Origin of the sequence: Nonomuraea sp. NPDC049725, assembly GCF_040674795.1 — a bacterium.
Taxonomy (GTDB): Bacteria; Actinomycetota; Actinomycetes; order Streptosporangiales; family Streptosporangiaceae; genus Nonomuraea; species Nonomuraea ceibae.
The window spans coordinates 197,130-214,156 of record NZ_JBFANJ010000003.1 but is presented as its reverse complement, the minus strand read 5'-3'; the positions used below and the strand labels follow the sequence as shown (position 1 = coordinate 214,156).

Sequence of the window (17,027 nt, the reverse complement as noted above, 5' to 3'; positions counted from 1 at the left end):
AGCCGTCACGGTCGTTGGGGCCGGGGTGTGCCGCTCGTCACCATGTCGGCCATGCGAAATCACCTGGTCATCGCAGTGGCGGCGGTCGCCCTGCTGAGCGCGGGCTGCGGCCGGTCCACCTCCGGCGCGGCGGCGCCCTCCGTACCCCCCACCACCGGCAAGAGCGCGAAGGATCTCGTCCCCGAGGACGTCCGCAAGACGGGCGTGCTGCGGGTCGCCACGGCGGAGGGCTATCCGCCGATGGAGATGTACAAGCCCGGCACCCAGGAGCTGACGGGCGTCGACATCGACCTGGCCAAGGCCATCGGCGAGCAGCTCGGGCTCAAGACCCAGGTGACGAACGCGGCCTTCGACGGCCTCATCCCCGGCCTCCAGGCCGGCCGGTGGGACCTGGCCATGTCCTCCATGAGCGACACCGAGCAGCGGCGCCAGGCGGTCGACTTCGTCGACTACTTCCAGGCCGGCGGCTCGATCCTGGTGAAGAAGGGCAACCCCGAAGGCATCAAGACCCTCGCCGACCTGTGCGGCAAGAAGGTCGTCCTGGCCAAGGGCAGCTCCAACCTCGACATCGGCATGCGCCAGAACGACAAGTGCGACAAGAAGATGGAGATCCTGCAGAGCGAGGACGCGCCGACCGGCCTGCTGACGATCGACTCCGGCCGCACCGTCGCCACCATCGTCGACTCCCCCGTCGGCCACATGTACGCCAAGGACACCGGCAGGTACGAGGTCCTGTCCGAGCAGTACGACGCCGGGCCGTGGGGCATCGCGGTGGACAAGAAGGACACCGCCCTGCGTGACGCCGTCGCCAAGGGCCTTCAGGAGCTGATGGACAGCGGCGGCTACAAGGCCATCCTCGACACCTACGGCGTGGCCGCCAACGGCCTGCCCAAGGTGACGATCAACACGGGCGCGTCGTGACGGAACTGCCGATCGACGCGGTGCGCCCGCCCCGGCCCGGCAGGGTGGTCGCCGCCGCCCTGGCCGGGCTGGCGCTGGCCTGGCTCGCGTACACGATCATCGTCAACGAGAACCTGCACTGGGACGTGATCGTCGCGTTCCTGTTCGACCCCAGGATCCTGAGCGGCCTGCTCGTCACGATCGCGCTCACCGTGCTGTCAATGGTGATCGGCGTCGCGCTCGGCGTGATCGCGGCGGTGATGCAGCTGTCGGACAGCCCGGTGCTGCGCGGCGCCGCCGGCCTCTACACGTGGTTCTTCCGGGGCACGCCGCTGCTGGTGCAGCTGATCTTCTGGTTCAACGTCGGCCTGGTGTTCCCGGTGATCGGCATCGGGGTGCCGTTCGGCGGGCCGATGCTGGTCGAGTGGCAGGCGAACGTGCTCATCACCCCGTTCATCGCGGCCGCGCTCGGCCTGACGATCAACGAGGGCGCCTACATGGCGGAGATCGTCCGGGCCGGCATCCGGTCCGTCGACCCCGGCCAGCGGGAGGCGGCCGAGGCGCTGGGCATGTCCCACCGGCAGATCCTGCGCCGCGTGGTGCTGCCCCAGGCGATGCGGGTGATCATCCCGCCGACGGGCAACCAGTTCATCTCGATGCTCAAGACGACGTCGATGGTGTCGGTGATCGCGGGCGCCGAGCTGCTGACCGTGGCGCAGCGGATCTACCTGGGCAACTTCGAGGTGATCGCGCTGCTGGTCGTGGCGTCGGTGTGGTACCTGGTGCTGACCACCGTCGCGAGCGTGGGCCAGCACTTCCTGGAGAAGAGGTTCAGCCGCGGGGAGGCCGGACGATGAGTGTCATGGTGAGCGTGCGCTCGGTGCGCAAACGGTTCGGGTCGCTGGAGGTGCTCAAGGGCGTCAGCCTGGACGTGCCCGAGGGCGGCGTGGTCTGCGTCGTCGGGCCGTCCGGGTCCGGCAAGTCGACGCTGCTGCGGTGCGTGAACCGGCTGGAGACGATCGACTCGGGCCGCATCTGGGTGGACGGCGAGCTCATGGGCTTCCGCGAGGTGGGCGGGAAGCTGCACCTGCTCAAGCCGGCCGAGCTGTGCCGGCAGCGGCGCAAGATCGGCATGGTGTTCCAGCGCTTCCACCTGTTCCCGCACATGACGGCCCTGGAGAACGTGATGGAGGGGCCGTGCACCGTGCAGGGCGTCTCCCGGCAGCGGGCCCGCGAGCAGGCGGGCGCGCTGCTGGAACGCGTCGGCCTGTCCGACCGGGCCCACCACTACCCCGCCCAGCTCTCGGGCGGCCAGCAGCAGCGGGTCGCGATCGCGCGCAGCCTGGCGATGGAGCCGAAGGTGATGCTGTTCGACGAGCCGACCAGCGCGCTCGACCCCGAGCTGGTGCAGGAGGTGCTCGGCGTCATGCGAGACCTGGCCACGAGCGGGATCACCATGGTGGTGGTCACGCACGAGATGGGGTTCGCCAGGGAGGCGGGCGACCATCTGGTGTTCATGGACGACGGGATGATCGTCGAGGAGGGGCCGCCACGCGACGTGCTGTCCGACCCCCAGCACGAGCGCACCCGCGCGTTCCTGGGGCAGGTGCTGTGAACGCCGACCTGCTGATCGCCGGCGGCCTGCTGGCCGACGGCACCGGCGCCCCGGCGCGCCGCGCGGACGTCGCCGTGACGGGCGGGCGGATCACCGTGCTCGAACGCGGCGCCCCCGCCGGTCCCGACCCGACCGGCGGGCCCGGGGGCGTGGACGCCGCCGGTCGTGTGGACGCGGCCGAGGTCGTGGACGCGGCCGGGCTGGTGGTCGCGCCCGGGTTCATCGACGTGCACACCCACTCCGACGCCGTCACGCTGCTGGGCGAGGAGGCGTGGGAGCTGGCGGTCGCGCCCGTGCGGATGGGCGTGACGACGGAGATCTGCGGCAACTGCGGGTCCGGGCTGTTCCCGGGGCTGCCGGAGCGGCTGCCGGAGATGCGGGCGTCGAGCCGGGTCACCTTCGGCGGACGAGTCCCGATTTTTCCGGACTTCGAGGGGTTTGCGGAGGCGCATCGGGCCGCCCCCCGCTCCAACCACCTCAGCTCCCTCGTCGGCCACGGCACCCTGCGCGCGGGCGTGCTCGGCTACGAGGACCGCCCCGCCTCCCCGCGTGAGCTGGACGTCATGCGCGGCCTGCTCGACGACGCCCTCGCCGCGGGCGCCACCGGCCTGTCGACCGGCCTCATCTACACCCCCGGCACCTACGGCGGCACCGACGAGGTGGTCGCCCTGGCCGCCGTCGCCGCCCGCCACGGCCGCCCGTACGTCACCCACCTGCGCGACGAGATGGCCCGCGTGGAGGAGGCGCTGGAGGAGGCCGTCGAGATCGCCCGGCGCAGCGGCGCGGCCCTGCACGTCTCCCACCACAAGACCGCCGGCCGCCACGCCTGGGGCAGGACCGTCCGCACCCTGGCGCGGATCGCCGAGCTGCGCGAGCAGGGCCTGGACGTCACCTGCGACGTCTACCCCTACACCGAGGCGAGCACCTCCCTGGCGGCCATGCTGCCGCCGTGGGCCAACGACGGCGGCACCCGCGCGCTGCTCACCCGCCTGGCCGACCCCGGCCAGCGCGACCTGATGCGCCGCGCGATCGCCGACGGCGTGCCCGGCTGGGAGAACACCGTCGGCAACGGCGGCTGGGACCGCATCTCCGTCGCCTGCGCCCCCCGCAACCCGGCCGTCGAGGGCCGCACCATCGCCGACCTCGGCGGCGACCCCGTCGACGTGGCCGCCGACCTGCTGCTGTCGGAGGACGGCGAGGTCACCATCATCAGCCACTCCATGCGCGAGGACGACGTCCAGCGGGTGCTGGCGAGCCCGTTCACCATGATCGGCTCCGACGGAGTGCCCAAACCCGGCCACCCCCACCCGCGCCTGGCCGGCACCTTCCCCCGCGTCCTCGGCCGGTACGTGCGCGAACAGGGGCTGGTGACGCTGGAGGAGGCGGTGCACAAGATGACCGGGATGGCCGCGGCCCGCTTCGGGCTGCGCGACCGCGGCGTCGTGCGCGACGGGGCGCACGCCGACCTCGTGCTGTTCGACCCCGCCACGATCGCCGACGGCGCCACGTACACCGACCCGCTGCTGCCCCCCACCGGCCTGCGCCTCGTCGTCACCGCCGGCCAGGTGGCGGTCCGCGACAACACGGTCACCCCCGCCCGCCCAGGAAGGATCGTGACCCCATGACCCCCACCGACGCTGAGGCCCCAGCCGACGCCGGGCGCCCCCTTGATGCGCCCCTGTCCGGTGGTGCGCCACCGCCCGGGGGTGCACCACCGCCCGGGGGTGCGCCCCTGCCCGAGGGCGGGCTTCGGGCCGGAGGGGGTGCGCGGGAGGTTGCGGGGTTGTTGCGGGAGGTCGCCGCGGTGGTGGAGGCCGGGGCTCAGGCGGGTGACGGCTCGGGGGCGATCGTCGGGGCGCTGGAGCGGATCGCGGCGGCGTGCTCCGGCACGCTGGCCGTGGCCGTGCGGCCGGCCGCGCTGGCGCCTCCCGGTGTGCCGTTCGGGCCCGCCCCCGAGGGGAGCAGGCCGCCGGCGTCCGGCGGCGAGGTTCCGGAGGGGGACGGTCAGCCGGCCGCCCGCGCCGCGCTGCCGGACGACGGGCCCGGTCCTGAGGCGTACGGGCAGGCGTACCGGGAGCTGTCGCTGAACGAGGACGTGGAGCTGCCGCTGGCCAGCGTCGGGAAGCTGCTCCTGCTGGCCGAGGTGGCGATGAGCGTCGACGGCGGCATCCTGGACCCGGACGAGCCGGTGCGGGTGCACGACGACGACTACTGCGGCGGGTCGGGCCTGCTGCTGGGCCTGTCGGCGCGGACGTGGACGGTCGGCGACCTGGCCCTGATGACGGCGGCGGTGAGCGACAACACGGCGACGAACGCGCTGCTGCGCCGCATCGGCCTGGACCGGGTGAACGCGGCCGGCGCGGCGCTCGGGCTGACCCGTACGCGGCTGCTGGACCGGATCAGGGAGCCGCGCGGCCCGGAGCATCCGGCGACGTTCGCGATCGGCACGGCCGGGGAGCTGGCGGGGCTGGCGGCGCTGGTGGCGGGCCCGGCCGGGTGGCAGGTGCTGATGCGCGAGTGGATGCTGGCCAACACCGACCACGGCCTGGTCCCGGCGCTGCTGGGGCATGACCCGGAGGGCGGCAGGGTCGCCTGCAAGACGGGCACGGACGACGGCATCCGTACGGACGTGGGGCTCATGGGCCCGCTCGCCTACGCGGTCCTCGCCGGCGGCCCGCCGGGCTCGGACCAGGACCTGGTGCGGGCGGTCCGCCTCACGGGCGCCCTGATCGCCGCCGCGACCCGGTAGGGAAGCCTGCGGTACGGGCGCGCCCCCGAGAAGCAGGGGGTCGCCCGGGGCCGTCAGCTCGGCAGGGAGTTGCGGAGCTGGGCGGCGGCGGTGCGGAGGTAGGCGGTGAAGGACTTGGCCGCCGGGTTGGGGTTGGTGGCGCGCCGGGCGACGCCGATGCGGCGGTGCAGCTGGGGCGTCTGGAGGCGGCGGATCTGGACGCCGGTGACGCCGTGCAGGCCGAGGCTGGGCACGAGGGCGACGCCGAGCCCGGCCCGGACGAGGCCGATCGTGACCTCGTAGTGGTCGCTGCGGCAGCGGATCTGCGGGGTGAAGCCTTCGAGGGCGCCGGCCCGTTCGAGGATGGAGACGGGGTGGTCGGCGCCGAACGTGGTGATCCACGGCTCGTCGGCGAGGTCGGCGAGGCGGATGCGCGGCCGGCGGGCGGCGGGGTGGCCGTTGGGGACGACGAGGAGCTGCGGCTCGTCGAGCAGCGGCAGCACTTCGATGCCTTCGGGGCACTCCCACGGGTCGAGGGCGTGCTCGAAGACGACGAGGATGTCGAGGGCGCCGCGTTCGAGGTCGGTCAGGAGCTCGAACGGCTGCCCTTCGACGAGGTCGAGGGTGACGGCCGGGTAGCGGCTGGCGAAGCGCGACAGGGCGAGCGGCACGAGGCGGTAGCCGGCGGAGGCGAAGAAGCCGATGCGCAGCGCCCCGGCGTCGACGCGGGCCTGGGCGCGCAGGTCCTTCTCGGCGGCTTCGAGAATGTCGACGACTTCCTGGGCGCGGTGGGCGAGGCGGCGGCCGGCGTCGGTGAGGCGCAGGCTCTGCGCGTTGCGTTCGACGAGGCCGACGCCCGCTTCGTCCTCCAGGCGGGCGAGCTGGTGGGAGACGGCGGAGGGCGACAGTTTCAGCTCGCGGGCGGCGGCGGCGATGCTGCCGGCGCGGAACACCTCGAGGAGGACGCGGAGGCGGTTGCTGCTGAGCACCCTCCCACGATAGGAGCCGCCGACCAGCGCTTTCGACGCGGCCGGCGGCTCCTCTCGGGGTCTTACAGGTATTGGCCGGTGTTGGCGACGGTGTCGATGGACCGGCCGGCTTCGGCGCCCTGCTTGCCGGAGACGAGCGTGCGGATGTAGACGATCCGCTCGCCCTTCTTGCCGGAGATGCGGGCCCAGTCGTCGGGGTTGGTGGTGTTGGGCAGGTCCTCGTTCTCGGAGAACTCGTCCACGCAGGCCGCGAGCAGGTGTTGCACCCGCAGGCCCTTCTGGCCGCTTTCGAGGAACTGCTTGATGGCCATCTTCTTGCCCCGGTCGACGATGTTCTGGATCATCGCGCCGGAGTTGAAGTCCTTGAAGTAGAGGACTTCCTTGTCGCCGTTGGCGTAGGTCACCTCGAGGAAGCGGTTCTCTTCGCTCTCGGTGTACATGCGCTCGACGACGCTCTGGATCATGCCGTGGATGGTGGCCTCGCGCGACTGCCCGTGCTCGGCGAGGTCGTCCGGGTGGAGGGGAAGGTCGGCGATCAGGTACTTGGAGAAGATGTCCTTGGCCGCCTCGGCGTCCGGCCGCTCGATCTTGATCTTGACGTCCAGGCGGCCGGGCCGCAGGATCGCCGGGTCGATCATGTCCTCGCGGTTGGAGGCGCCGATGACGATGACGTTCTCCAGGCCCTCGACGCCGTCGATCTCCGACAGCAGCTGGGGGACGATGGTGTTCTCGACGTCGGACGAGACGCCGGAGCCGCGGGTGCGGAAGATCGAGTCCATCTCGTCGAAGAACACGATCACCGGGGTGCCCTCGGAGGCCTTCTCACGCGCGCGCTGGAAGACCAGGCGGATGTGCCGCTCGGTCTCGCCGACGTACTTGTTGAGCAGCTCCGGGCCCTTGATGTTGAGGAAGAAGCTCTTGCCGGACTGGCCGGTCTTCTCCGCGACCTGCTTGGCCAGGGAGTTGGCGACGGCCTTGGCGATGAGCGTCTTGCCGCAGCCGGGCGGGCCGTAGAGCAGGACGCCCTTGGGCGGGCGGAGCTTGTGCTCACGGAACAGGTCGGCGTGCAGATAGGGCAGCTCGATGGCGTCCCTGATCTGCTCGATCTGCCGCATGAGGCCGCCGATCTCCTCGTAGGAGATGTCGGGCACCTCTTCCAGCACGAGCTCTTCGACTTCGGACTTGGGGATGCGCTCGTAGACGTAGCCCGAGCGCGGCTCCAGGAGCAGCGAGTCCCCGGCCCTGATGGGCTGGCCGACGAGCGACTCGGCGAGCCGCACGACCCGCTCCTCGTCGGCGTGCGAGATGACCAGGGCGCGCTTGCCCTCGTCGAGGAGCTCCTTGAGCATCACGATCTCGCCGACCTCTTCGTAGCCGAGTGCTTCGACCACGTTGAGCGCCTCGTTGAGCATGACCTCCTGGCCACGCCGCAGCGAGTCGACGTCGACGGCGGGGCTGACGTTCACCCGCAGCTTGCGGCCGCCGGTGAACACCTCGATCGTGCCGTCTTCCCGGGCCTCCAGGAAGGTGCCGAACCCGGATGGCGGCTGCGCCAGCCGGTCGACCTCCTCCTTGAGGGCGACGATCTGATCCCTGGCCTCCTTGAGCGTTGCCACCAGGCGCTCGTTCTGGCCGGTCACGGCCGCGAGGTTAGCCTGTGCTTCGTGGAGACGCTCTTCGAGGACTCTGGCCTGACGGGGTGACTCGGCAAGCTTCCGCCTCAGCGCGGTGATCTCCTCCTGGAGGAAGGAGACCTGTGTTGAAAGATCAGCGACCTCCCGTTCGCGCTGCGCGGCTCGAGCCTCAGCATCATCGCGAGCTGCCACGCCCCGTCACCTCCTTCCCAGTCGAGGGCGACTACTTAGGACCTTACCTATCTCGGGCCCCTCCGTAACCTGGCCGGGCAGTGTTCGTACAGTGACAATCAGTATTTGGTGAATAATCCCCAATAGTGCGTTTAATACTCCCAGCATATGCACACGGTGATCTGTTCCCGTGTCACGCGCCAACGCACCCTCGTGGCCAAATTGTCATAGTTCCTCGGTCGTCCCCTTCGGTCGTCGGCGGCGCGGCGGCGGGGTCACGCCGTCGGCCATGCGACGGGCGGAGACGAGGAATCCCGTGTGGCCGATCATCCGGTGATCGGGCCGGACGGCGAGCCCTTCGACATGCCAGTCGCGAACCAGGGTCTCCCACGCCTGAGGCTCGGTGAAACTCCCGTGATCGCGAATGGCCTCGACGGTTTTCGACATCTGGGTGGTCGTGGCCACGTAACAGCAGATCACGCCGCCCGGCGTGAGCGCCTTGGCGGCGGCGTCGACGCACTCCCAGGGAGCCAGCATGTCGAGGATGACGCGGTCGACGTCGCTCTCGTCGATCGAGGCGACGAGGTCGCCCACGACCAGGCGCCAGTTGTCGTCCATGGGGCCGCCGTAGAACTTCTCCACGTTCTTGGCCGCCACGTCCGCGAACTCCTGGCGGCGCTCGTACGAGGTCACGTGCCCCTCGGGGCCGACGGCCCGCAGCAGGAAGCACGTCAGCGCGCCGGAGCCGACGCCGGCCTCGATCACCCGGGCGCCGGGGAAGATGTCGGCCATGCCGACGATCATCGAGGCGTCCTTGGGGTAGATGACCGCCGCGCCGCGCGGCATCGCCAGCGTGTAGTCCTGCAGCAGGTGGCGGAAGGCCAGGTACTGGGTGCCGCCGGAGGAGCGCACCACGGAGCCCTCGGGCTGACCGATCAGCTCGCTGTGCGGGATGGCGCCCTTGTGCGTGTGGAAGACGCCGTCCTCCTTGAGCGTGATCGTGTGGCGCTTGTTCTTGGGGTCGGTGAGCTGCACCTGATCCCCGGGCCGGAACGGCCCATGCCTGCGGAAACCCATGGCGGCAAGGTTATAGGGCTTTCGAGCACGTCTGGACGCGCGATATCAATGGGGGATGTTCCCTCGTGAAGTGATCTCCGTCGGCTCCCTGGTGCTGCGCGTCCCGGGCGCCGACGACGCCGACGCCATCGTCGCCACCTGCGACGATCCGGTGTCGGCCAGGTTCCTCCCCTTGCTGCCTTCGCCTTACACCCGGCAGGACGCGCTGGCGTACCTGGCTCGCGCGGAGGAGAAGTGGGACGAGGGCGCCGCGGAGTTCGCGATCACCCAGGACGGCCGCTACGTGGGCGCCGTCGGGGTGAGCGCGCCCGACAGGTGGGGGACGGTGCGGCTCGGCTACCTGGTGTCGCCGTGGGCGCGCGGCAAGGGGGTGGCGTCGGCGGCGGCGCGCGGGCTGAGCGACTGGCTGCTCGACCACGGCGTGGCGCGGGTCGAGCTGGAGGCCGAGGTGGAGAACGTGGCGAGCCTGCGGGCGGCCTACCGCTCGGGCTTCACCGAGGAGGGCCGCAGGCGCGACGCCAAGACGCTGCGCGACGGGCGGCGGACGGATGTGGTGACGTTCGGCAGGATCGGCCGCGACCCGGCCGGGCTCTGGGAGCCGTTCCTGCCGTTCTTCGCCGGCGGGGAGCTGTCCGACGGGGTGGTGTGCCTGACGCCGATGACGGTGGACGACGCCGGCGCCTTCCACCGGATGCTCCAGGAGCCGAGCGTGGCCGAGTACGGCGTGGGCGCCGCCAACTCGCCGGCCGACGACGAGCGCCGCTGCCGCTACACCGGCTACTTCTGGGTGTCCGGGCAGCGGGTCGAGCTGGCGATCAGGGACGCCGGGACGGGCGAGTTCGCCGGGCACATCCAGCTCGTGCAGATCGTTCCCGAGTTTGGGCAGGCCATGGTGGGCTACTCGCTGACCGAGCGCTTCCGCGGCCGGGGCTTCATGACGCGGGCGGTGCGGCTGCTGACCGGGTGGGCGTTCGCCGAGACGCCGCTGCACCGGATCGTCGCCGGCACCGAGGTGTCCAACACCGCGTCGCAGGCGGTGCTGGAGCGCGCCGGGTTCGTCCGTGAGGGGATGCGCCACAAGCTCCTGCCGAAGGCCGGCGGGGGCCACGCGGACGAGCTGTGCTGGGTCCTGATGCGTCCCGATGCGGGCGAGAAATCCTGATTACCGCTTTGAGGTCTGGCCAAGGGGCGCGCGGCGGAAGATACTCCGAGTCACCGCCCCTGCAATCAGCGTGAACGAACGGCTTGGTCCTGAGCGCCTCAGCCGAGGGATGTCACGATGCCAGACGAACGTGTCCATGTCGCCATGCGCGAGCTCATCTCCGCGTTCTCCTGCCTGGACCGGGCGGGGCTGACCGATCGCCTGGCGCGCGCCGCCGCGACGGTCGCCCGCGCCGCCTACGCGGGGTTCGTCCGCTGCGATCCGCTGCGTGAGGAGGCGCACGCCGTCCACACGCACGGGCCGCCGGGCGATCCGCTGCGGATGCGGGCCTGGCTGGCGGAGTCGGGCGTGCTGAAGGAGCTGGCCGCCGCGGACGGGCCCCTGTGCCTGGCCCGGGACGTCTCGGTGGGCGCGCCCGGCTTCCTGGCCACGCCGGTGCCGCTGACGACGTGCGACCACGTGTCGCTGTGGGTGGCGGGCCGCGCCTTCGACACGGCCGACGAACACCTGCTGGGCCGCTTCGCCACCGCCGCCGGGCGCGCCCTGGAGGCCGCCGGCGACCTGGAGGCGGCCACCCGCCTGCTGCGCGGCGTGCAGGCCTTCACGCCGCCCCGCCGTCCCCGCGTTCCCGTACGTCCGCAACAGCGGATCCGGCCGCCCGCAACCGGCCCGGATTGACCCGTACACCGTTTCCGTACGCACGCCGTTTCCGTACGTCCGGCGTTTCCTGGGCGTACGGCATCCGAGGCGTACGGGATTTCCCGCACGCACGGCGTTTTCCCGGCGCGGACATAGCCGCGTGGTGAATGCGCGCCGGGAAACGGCTCAGCCGCGGTGGGCCTCGAAACGCAGCGTCCGTGAGACGCCGACGCGCACGGTCGTGCCGGGCGCGATCGTGACGGGCTCGTTGGGCGGGATGTCGTAGAAGTTCGGGTCGCCGGGCGGCTGGATCTGGGTGCCGTTGACCGAGCCGAGGTCGACCAGGTTGACGTCCCAGCCGTCGAGCGCCACCCGCAGGTGCCGCCGCGAGACCGAGCCGTCGGGGCTGGTCACCTTGGCGGGGCGGGCGTTGCCGCCGGCCACCTCGGGCGCCCGCTCGGGGTCACGGCCGAGCAGGTAGTCGCTGTCGAGCGGCAGCGCGGTGCCGTCGTCGAGCACGAGCACGCCGAGCTGCGGGCGCGGCCCCTTGTACGGGACGAGCGAGCGCTGCACGAGCGCGATGCCGCACACCGCGCAGTAAGGGGCGCGCGGGTCGTTGAAGTGGTCGTTGGTGCAGTCGACGCCGTAGACGAGCGGCCGGTCGCCGTGGTCGGGCTGCTCGTGGCCGGGCTGCGGGTGCCCTTGTGGGTGCCCCTGCGGGTCGAACGGCGGGGGCGGCCCTTGCGGCTGGTCGAACGGCTCCGGCGGCGGGCCGAGGTGCGGCGGGTGGTCGCCGGGCGGCGGGCCCAGGTGCGGCGGCGGGTCCAGCGAGGGCGGGCCCATCAGGGGCGGGCCTGGCTCGAAGTGCTCCTGCTGCGGCGGGGCCTGCTCGTACTCGGGGACGGTGCCGTTGCCCGGCGCGGGCGCGGGCTCGTCGTAGCTGGGGAACGGCGGCGGGCCCGGCGGCCCCGGATGCTCGACCCCCGGCGGCGCGAGGTGCGGCTGCGACGGCGGCTGAGGCTGCGACTGGATCTGGGGCTGCGGCTGGGACTGGGGCTGAGACTGGGGCTGGGGGTGGTGGGGCGCCGACGGCGGCTGCGGCCGGAACTGCGGGCCCGAGGGCGGGCCGGGCTCGAGGCCGGACAGCGGGTAGGGCGGGGCCTGGGCCGGCGGCTCGGCGCGCGGCAGCAGGTCGGGCTCCATGTGCAGGGCCGTGTTGGGCATCTCGCTGGTGAGCGACCTGGAGCGCTCGGCCCGCTCGGCCCGCTCGGCCCGCTCGTCGGCGCCGGACCGGCTGCCGGCGGGCTCGCCCGGCTCGTCCGCGTCGCCGGGGGCGGCCGTGATGCCGCCGCCGTGCACGACACCGCCGGAGAAGCCGACGGCCGGGTGCGGGTCGCGGGCGCCGGGGAGGCTGAGCTCGATCCGCTCGACGGGGCCGGCGATGAGCCGGTCGGACCAGGTGAGGGAGTCGCTGCCGGCCAGGCGGGTCTCGCCGGAGGCGGTGGTGACGGTGGCCGAGGCCGAGCCGCTGACCAGGACGGCCACGCCGCCGCCGACCGGGCCCGCGACCGCGCAGGTGGCCGGGTCGCCGGCCATGTTGGCGGCGAGGACCTGGGCGGCGCGCCGGGCCAGCGCCCTGCCGTCGCCGCCGGAGGCGGCCGTCTCGCGCAGCGCCTCGATCAGGCCGGTGCCGGCGGCCTCGTCCGCGTCGCACACCAGCAGCAGGCCGCCCAGATAGGCGACCAGGCCGTCGCCGGGAAGCGGGCGCACGGTCCCGAAGCCGTGGTCAGTCATGAGTCCTCCCCCATGACCGTGCTGCGCTCGGTCACTCAACTCTCCTTACCGAAAGCCGACGGTATGACGGCACTCATACGCATCCCGGACGCGAGGCCGTCGCGCCGCCCCCCAACTGTGCAAGCTCGGGCAAACAGCACACTATCGGCCAGACGTCGCAGCATCGAAACTCCGGCGTCCCGATCAATGACATTATCCGGGGCCGGTCGCTTAGACGAGTGGGACAAATCAGACGCCGATGAAGACGCGGTTGACGTCGGCGGTGGCGAGCACCCCGTAGATCTCCCCACCCCGCTCCACGAGCAGGTACTCGCCCGCGGGCGCCTCGCGCATGGCGTCGATGAGCGCCTCGCCCTCCAGATCGGCGGCCAGCACCACGGACGGCTCCAGCGACTTGGCCAGCGCGCCCACGTCGACCCAGGGCCGCCGGTGCTCGGGGGTGGCCTGCACGGCCGACTCGTTGACGATCGCCAGCGGCCTGCCGTCGTGGTCGACCACGACGAGCGCGCCCGCCCGACTCTCGGCGGCCTGCCGCAGCGCCTCGGCCAGCGGCGTCTCGGCCGTCACCGGGATCGCCCGGCGTGCCAGCCCGCGGGCGTTGAGCTGCGGGATGCGCGCCCGGAACCGGGCCGCCTTGAGCGACTGCCCGGCGGCCACCCAGATGAAGGAGGCCAGCACGAACGGCCAGATGAGGTCGCGCGGGTCGAGCTCCTGACCGGACATCGTGGACATCGCGAACGGGATCGCCACCAGCGCCACGGCGAGGATCCGGCCGCCCCACGCGGCGGCGACCGTGCCGGCGCCGGGGCTGCTGGTCAGCTTCCACACGCCGGCGCGCAGCAGCCGCCCGCCGTCGAGCGGCAGGCCGGGCAGCAGGTTGAACACGCCCACGATGAGGTTGGACACCCACAGCTGCCAGATCAGCACCTCCGGGATGCCCCCGCCGTTGATCAGGAACTCGTCGGCGGCGTAGCCGATCCCCGCCAGGCCCAGCGACAGCACCGGGCCCGCCGCCGCGACCATGAACTCCTTGCCCGGCGTGGGCGGCTCCTTCTCGATCTCCGACACGCCGCCCAGCAGGTAGAGGGTGATGCGGCGCACCGGCAGCCCGTAGGCCTTGGCCAGCACGCTGTGGGCCAGCTCGTGCAGCAGGACCGACACGTACAGGAGCACCGCGAAGACGAACGCGACCGCGTAGGCGGCGCCGCCGGACAGGTGCGGCAGCATGTCGCGCACGGTATCGCCGAACAGCCAGGTGATGAAGGCCGCGACGATGAACCACGTCCACGACACGTAAACCGGGATCCCGAAGGGCTTCCCCATCCGGATGCCCGAGAACTCCTGCCGCGGGCTCTGCTCGCTCACCGCACTCCTCGCCGTCCACGCCGCCACCGGCCGCATCTTCGGCCGCGTCACCGGCCGCATCACCGGATGCCGCCGCTGCCCTTGATGCTACGCGCCGGACCACGTGATCCAGGACTCGCCGCCGTATTATGTCGGGCCGGTGACCTAGAGTGCGGTGCATGACGCTGACCGAGCCGGTGATCATCGGAGCCCTCTCCCCGTCCCGGGCGGGCGACTTCATGACCTGCCCGCTGCTCTACCGGTTCCGGGTGATCGACCAGCTTCCGGAGAAGCCGTCGCAGGCCGCGGTGCGCGGCACCGTGGTCCACGCGGTGCTGGAGCGGCTCTACGACCTGCCGGCGCCGCGCCGGTCGGTGCAGGCGGCGCTGGAGCTGCTGGAGCCGCAGTGGGAGCGCCTGCTGGCCGAGGAGCCGCTCTACGGCGAGATGTTCGCCGACGACGCCGAGCGGGCCGAGTGGCTGGCGCAGGCGCGGGCGATGCTGGAGCGCTACTTCACGCTGGAGGACCCCACCCGGCTGGAGCCCGCCGAGCGCGAGCTCTACGTGCAGGCGGTGCTCGACGGCGGGCTGATGCTGCGGGGCTACGTCGACCGGCTCGACGTGGCGCCCACCGGCGAGGTCCGGGTGGTCGACTACAAGACGGGCAGCGCGCCGGGGCCGGAGTGGGAGGCCAGGGCGCTGTTCCAGATGAAGTTCTACGCGCTGGTGCTGTGGCGGCTGCGCGGCGAGGTGCCCCGGCTGCTGCAGCTCGTCTACCTGGGCGGCCGGGGCGAGGTGCTGCGTTACGCGCCCGACGAGGCCGACCTGCTGGCGACCGAGCGCAAGGTGCGGGCGCTGTGGGCGGCGATCGAGCGGGCGCTGGAGACCGGCGAGTGGCGGTCGCGGCCGAGCCGGCTGTGCGACTGGTGCGACCACCAGGCGCTGTGCCCGGAGTTCGGCGGCACCCCCCCGCCGGTGCCCGACCGCCAGCCCGGCGACACCGTCCGGAGCAACCGGCGGGCGGCCAGCGACGAGCTGTAGTCCCCTCCTCCTCGCCCGGGATCCTTCTTGGGGAGGAGGTTCCGGGCTCTCACCTGGGCCTACAGTGAAGCGGTGCGCACCGGCCGAATGACGTTCCATGACTCGGTCCTGGCCCTGCTCGTGGCCGTGGGTTCGGTGCCGCTGTTCCTGCTCCAGAGCGCCGCGCGCGCCGAGTGGACCCGCGCGCCCGACGCGTTCGGCGTGGTGCTGGTGCTGCTCATGTCGGCGCCGGTGGCCGTGCGCAGGTCGTGGCCGCTGGCGGGCCTGTGCGCGAGCCTGGTGCCCCAGACGCTGCTGGCCGCGCTCGGCTACGGGTTCGGGCCGGCCGCGCCCGCCGGGCTGGTGCTGCTCTACTCGGTGGCGGCCCACCGGGGGCTGGCGGCGGCGCTGTGCGCGCTGACGCTGTCGCTGGCCGTCTACACGGTGGGGGCGTCGGCCGGGCCGGTGACGCCGGCCCGCTGGAGCGACCACCTGGTGGTGATCGTGGTGCTGGTCGCGCTGTGGGGGGCCGGGCGGAGCCTGCGGCTGCGCCGCGCCTACCTGGCCGAGCTGAAGGACCGCGCGGCCCGGCTGGAGCGCGCGCACGCGGCCGACACCCGGGCGGCGCGGGCCGAGGAGCGCTCCCGGATCGCCCGCGAGCTGCACGACGTGGTCGCCCACCACGTGAGCGTGATGACGGTGCAGGCGGCCGCCGCCCGCAAGGTGCTGGCCTCCGATCCGGAGCTGGCCCGCGAGGCGCTGTCGGCGATCGAGAACACCGGCCGCGTCGCGATGTCCGAGATGCGCGACCTGGTGGGCGTGCTGCGCGCCGGCACGCGGGCCGAGCTGGGGCCGCAGCCGGGCCTGCGCGACCTGCCCGCGCTGGTCGAGCAGATGCGCGAGGCCGGTCTCGACACCGGCCTGTCGGTGCACGGCGAGGCCGGTCGGCCGCTCCCGGCGGGCGTCGACCTGGCCGCCTACCGGCTGGTCCAGGAGGGGCTGACCAACAGCCTGCGGCACGCGGGCGCGGGCGCCCGGGCCGAGGTGACGGTCCGCCACGCGCCGGGCGAGCTGGACGTACGGGTCGAGGACGACGGCCTGGGCGCGGCGGCCGCGGCCCGGCCGCCCGGGCACGGGCTGGTGGGCATTCGCGAACGCGTGGCCCTCTATGGTGGGATCATTGACGTGGGCCCGAAGTCGGGGGGCGGTTTCGAGGTGCGGGCGAGGTTCCCGTTGAAGGACGAGCGATGACGATCAGAGTCCTGCTGGTCGACGACCAGCCGCTGCTGCGCACCGGTTTCCGCCTGATTCTCGAGGCCGAGCCCGACATCACGGTCGTGGGCCAGGCGGGCGACGGCACCGGCGCGCAGGAGCAGACCCGGGCGCTGCTGCCCGACGTGGTGCTGATGGACATCCGCATGCCGGGTGTCGACGGGATCGAGGCGACCCGCCGGATCGTGCGCGAGGCGGCGCCGGCGGCGCACGTGCCGAAGGTGCTCGTGCTGACCACCTTCGACCTCGACGAGTACATCGTGGAGGCGCTGCGCTCGGGCGCGTCGGGGTTCCTGCTGAAGGACGTGCCGCCGGACGAGCTGGTGCAGGCGATCCGGGTGGTGGCGGCGGGCGACGCGATCGTGGCGCCGAGCGTGACCCGGCGGCTGCTCGACCGCTTCGCCGCCCGGCTGCCCCCGGCCTACGAGCAGGCCACCCCGGCCCGGCTCGACCGGCTGACCGAGCGGGAGCTGGAGGTGCTGCGGCTGATCGCCAAGGGCATGTCCAACGCGGAGATCGCCGCCAAGCTCGTGGTGAGCGAGACCACGGTCAAGACGCACGTCGGCAACGTGCTGACGAAGCTCGGGCTGCGCGACCGGGTGCAGGCCGTCGTGCTCGCGTACGAGACGGGCCTGATCACGCCGGGCGCCCTGTCCTGACCCGCGGGCCGGGACAGGGCGCGG

Annotated in this window: 15 protein-coding genes; 10 read left to right on the top strand and 5 right to left on the bottom strand. The window is 72.7% G+C overall.

Going from position 1 to position 17,027, the window contains the following annotated elements; all coding sequences use genetic code 11:
- Window positions 1-51: 51 nt before the first annotated feature.
- The 5 genes from AB0J53_RS09065 (at window position 52) to AB0J53_RS09045 (ending at window position 5,264) form a co-directional block, all read left to right on the top strand.
- Window positions 52-921, top strand: a complete 870-nt coding sequence (locus tag AB0J53_RS09065; protein ID WP_246646524.1) for an ABC transporter substrate-binding protein — start codon at window positions 52-54, stop codon at window positions 919-921.
- Window positions 918-1,757: an amino acid ABC transporter permease gene (locus tag AB0J53_RS09060; protein ID WP_219514681.1), complete on the top strand. Its 840-nt coding sequence runs from the start codon at window positions 918-920 to the stop codon at window positions 1,755-1,757. Before AB0J53_RS09065 ends, AB0J53_RS09060 begins: the two co-directional genes overlap by 4 nt.
- On the top strand, window positions 1,754-2,515 hold the full coding sequence (locus AB0J53_RS09055; protein ID WP_281427413.1) for an amino acid ABC transporter ATP-binding protein: 762 nt from the start codon (window positions 1,754-1,756) through the stop codon (window positions 2,513-2,515). Before AB0J53_RS09060 ends, AB0J53_RS09055 begins: the two co-directional genes overlap by 4 nt.
- Window positions 2,512-4,140 carry a D-aminoacylase gene (locus AB0J53_RS09050; protein WP_364170257.1) on the top strand — a complete coding sequence of 543 codons (1,629 nt, stop codon included), beginning with the start codon at window positions 2,512-2,514 and terminating at the stop codon, window positions 4,138-4,140. The genes AB0J53_RS09055 and AB0J53_RS09050 overlap by 4 nt, the downstream gene beginning before the upstream one ends.
- A gap of 158 nt (window positions 4,141-4,298) precedes the next feature.
- Entirely contained in the window at window positions 4,299-5,264 is a 966-nt protein-coding gene (locus AB0J53_RS09045) for a serine hydrolase (protein WP_364170255.1), read from the top strand.
- A gap of 53 nt (window positions 5,265-5,317) precedes the next feature.
- Here the strand turns inward: AB0J53_RS09045 and AB0J53_RS09040 are convergent, their stop codons facing one another.
- The 3 genes from AB0J53_RS09040 to AB0J53_RS09030 all read right to left on the bottom strand — a co-directional run bounded on the left by AB0J53_RS09040 (window position 5,318) and on the right by AB0J53_RS09030 (window position 9,114).
- Window positions 5,318-6,232: a LysR family transcriptional regulator gene (locus tag AB0J53_RS09040; protein ID WP_357586807.1), complete on the bottom strand. Its 915-nt coding sequence runs from the start codon at window positions 6,230-6,232 to the stop codon at window positions 5,318-5,320.
- 62 nt (window positions 6,233-6,294) lie between these two features.
- Window positions 6,295-8,058 carry a proteasome ATPase gene (gene arc, locus AB0J53_RS09035; protein ID WP_219514687.1) on the bottom strand — a complete coding sequence of 588 codons (1,764 nt, stop codon included), beginning with the start codon at window positions 8,056-8,058 and terminating at the stop codon, window positions 6,295-6,297.
- A 204-nt stretch (window positions 8,059-8,262) separates the two neighbouring features.
- The gene (locus AB0J53_RS09030; protein WP_219514694.1) at window positions 8,263-9,114 is read right to left on the bottom strand and encodes a tRNA (adenine-N1)-methyltransferase; all 852 of its coding nucleotides are present in this window, start codon (window positions 9,112-9,114) and stop codon (window positions 8,263-8,265) included.
- Between the two features lie 55 nt (window positions 9,115-9,169).
- Here AB0J53_RS09030 and AB0J53_RS09025 point away from each other — a divergent pair, with 55 nt between their 5' ends.
- Both AB0J53_RS09025 and AB0J53_RS09020 read left to right on the top strand, forming a co-directional pair.
- Window positions 9,170-10,276 (top strand): GNAT family N-acetyltransferase, encoded by a 1,107-nt coding sequence (locus AB0J53_RS09025; protein WP_219514696.1) that lies wholly within the window; start codon window positions 9,170-9,172, stop codon window positions 10,274-10,276.
- A gap of 117 nt (window positions 10,277-10,393) precedes the next feature.
- The gene (locus AB0J53_RS09020) at window positions 10,394-10,954 is read left to right on the top strand and encodes a hypothetical protein (RefSeq protein ID WP_364170249.1); all 561 of its coding nucleotides are present in this window, start codon (window positions 10,394-10,396) and stop codon (window positions 10,952-10,954) included.
- A 147-nt stretch (window positions 10,955-11,101) separates the two neighbouring features.
- Here the strand turns inward: AB0J53_RS09020 and AB0J53_RS09015 are convergent, their stop codons facing one another.
- Both AB0J53_RS09015 and AB0J53_RS09010 read right to left on the bottom strand, forming a co-directional pair.
- On the bottom strand, window positions 11,102-12,709 hold the full coding sequence (locus tag AB0J53_RS09015; protein WP_364170246.1) for an FHA domain-containing protein: 1,608 nt from the start codon (window positions 12,707-12,709) through the stop codon (window positions 11,102-11,104).
- Between the two features lie 228 nt (window positions 12,710-12,937).
- Window positions 12,938-14,074: a site-2 protease family protein gene (locus AB0J53_RS09010; protein WP_364170243.1), complete on the bottom strand. Its 1,137-nt coding sequence runs from the start codon at window positions 14,072-14,074 to the stop codon at window positions 12,938-12,940.
- Window positions 14,075-14,232: 158 nt separating this feature from the next.
- Here AB0J53_RS09010 and AB0J53_RS09005 point away from each other — a divergent pair, with 158 nt between their 5' ends.
- The 3 genes from AB0J53_RS09005 to AB0J53_RS08995 all read left to right on the top strand — a co-directional run bounded on the left by AB0J53_RS09005 (window position 14,233) and on the right by AB0J53_RS08995 (window position 17,003).
- Window positions 14,233-15,093 (top strand): RecB family exonuclease, encoded by an 861-nt coding sequence (locus AB0J53_RS09005; protein ID WP_364170240.1) that lies wholly within the window; start codon window positions 14,233-14,235, stop codon window positions 15,091-15,093.
- Between the two features lie 72 nt (window positions 15,094-15,165).
- Window positions 15,166-16,323, top strand: coding sequence for a sensor histidine kinase (locus AB0J53_RS09000; RefSeq protein ID WP_364170237.1), 1,158 nt, complete (start codon window positions 15,166-15,168; stop codon window positions 16,321-16,323).
- Window positions 16,320-17,003, top strand: coding sequence for a response regulator transcription factor (locus tag AB0J53_RS08995; protein ID WP_364170234.1), 684 nt, complete (start codon window positions 16,320-16,322; stop codon window positions 17,001-17,003). The genes AB0J53_RS09000 and AB0J53_RS08995 overlap by 4 nt, the downstream gene beginning before the upstream one ends.
- Window positions 17,004-17,027 lie beyond the last annotated feature (24 nt).

Excerpts from the sequence above, each read along its gene's own strand:
- AB0J53_RS09065 (WP_246646524.1), top strand. The coding sequence starts at position 52 with ATGCGAAATCACCTGGTCATCGCAGTGGCGGCGGTCGCCCTGCTGAGC.
- AB0J53_RS09055 (WP_281427413.1), top strand. The coding sequence starts at position 1,754 with ATGAGTGTCATGGTGAGCGTGCGCTCGGTGCGCAAACGGTTCGGGTCG.
- AB0J53_RS09030 (WP_219514694.1), bottom strand. The coding sequence starts at position 9,114 with ATGGGTTTCCGCAGGCATGGGCCGTTCCGGCCCGGGGATCAGGTGCAG.
- AB0J53_RS09025 (WP_219514696.1), top strand. The coding sequence starts at position 9,170 with ATGTTCCCTCGTGAAGTGATCTCCGTCGGCTCCCTGGTGCTGCGCGTC.
- AB0J53_RS09020 (WP_364170249.1), top strand. The coding sequence starts at position 10,394 with ATGCCAGACGAACGTGTCCATGTCGCCATGCGCGAGCTCATCTCCGCG.
- AB0J53_RS09015 (WP_364170246.1), bottom strand. The coding sequence starts at position 12,709 with ATGACTGACCACGGCTTCGGGACCGTGCGCCCGCTTCCCGGCGACGGC.
- AB0J53_RS09005 (WP_364170240.1), top strand. The coding sequence starts at position 14,233 with ATGACGCTGACCGAGCCGGTGATCATCGGAGCCCTCTCCCCGTCCCGG.
- AB0J53_RS08995 (WP_364170234.1), top strand. The coding sequence starts at position 16,320 with ATGACGATCAGAGTCCTGCTGGTCGACGACCAGCCGCTGCTGCGCACC.